1 protein-coding gene is annotated in these 1,217 nt (G+C 66.9%); it reads left to right on the top strand.

All coding sequences use genetic code 11. The features are described from left to right. A partial coding sequence (locus tag D3H34_RS32820; protein WP_119558883.1) for a type VI secretion system Vgr family protein occupies positions 1 to 1,217 on the top strand: 1,217 nt, incomplete at both ends.

Genomic DNA, 1,217 nt, shown 5'->3' with positions numbered 1-1,217 from the left:
GATCCGCTGTACCAGCAGGTCGAGTACCACGCCCCGGGCTGGAAGATCGATGCCGAGTACATCCACAGCTTCGTGCCCGCGCATTCGCTCACCAGCGGGGCGTACGCCACCCGGGACTACGACTACACCCGGCCCAGGGCCGATCTGAGTGTCTCCAGGCTCGATCCGCGCCCCACCGGGCAAGCCGGGGGCGAGGTCTACCAGTGGCATGCATCAGGAGCGGGTGGCAGCCACTACGCCCAGCCTAACGCGGGGGCAGATGCCAGCAGCGATCCTCGCGGCGAAGGCCACCTGCTGGCCCTGCTGCGCATGCAGGCCCTGCGCACCCATGGCGCCCGGGCCCGGGCCAGCGGGAACCTGAGGGGCATGGTGCCCGGGTGCACCTTCCAGTTGAAGAAACACCCAAGAGCGTCAGCCAATGCCGAGTACCTGGTCCTGGACACCCACCTGCTCATCGAGGACGTGGGTGAAGACAGCCAGAACCGCGAAGCCAGCCCCCAGCGCAAGCAGCAATGGCGAGTGCAGGTGGACTTCACGGCCCACCCCATCACGGAACCCCTGCGACCCGAGCCGACCCAGCCCAAGCCCGCCATGGTCGGTCCCCAGGTGGCGCTGGTGGTGGGCCCCCAGGGGCAGAACCTGTGGACCGATGAACTCGGGCGCATCAAGGTGCAATTCCCCTGGGACCGTCTGGGGCAGAAGAACCAGCACAGCAGCTGCTGGGTGCGGGTAAGTTCTCCGTGGGCGGGCAACCAGCTGGGGGGCATCCAGATCCCGCGCATCGGGCAGGAGGTGATCGTCGGCTTCATTGCAGGAGATGCGGACCTGCCGATCTGCCTGGGGCGGGTGCACAACCAGGTGAACCTGCCGCCGTGGCAACTGCCTGGGCAGAGCGCATTGAGCGGGTTCAGGAGCCGGGAGTTGACGGAGGGCGGGGGCAACGGTGCGGCGGGCCGATCCAATCACCTGATCCTGGATGACACAGCCGGGCGCATCCAGGCGCAGCTCAAGAGCGATCACCAGAGTTCCAGCCTGAGCCTGGGGGCGATCACGCGCATCGAGGACCACGCAGGCAGGAAAGACCCGCGGGGTGAGGGCTTTGAGCTGAGGACTGACGGGCATGGGGTGTTGCGGGCGCAGGACGGCATGCTCGTCACCACGGAAGCCAGAAACAACGCAGCAAACCATGCCAAGGATATGGGGGAAACAACCCAACG

This window comes from Acidovorax cavernicola, assembly GCF_003581445.1.
Note: the sequence above shows the minus strand (reverse complement) of the source record. Positions and strands in the feature narration are given on the sequence as shown.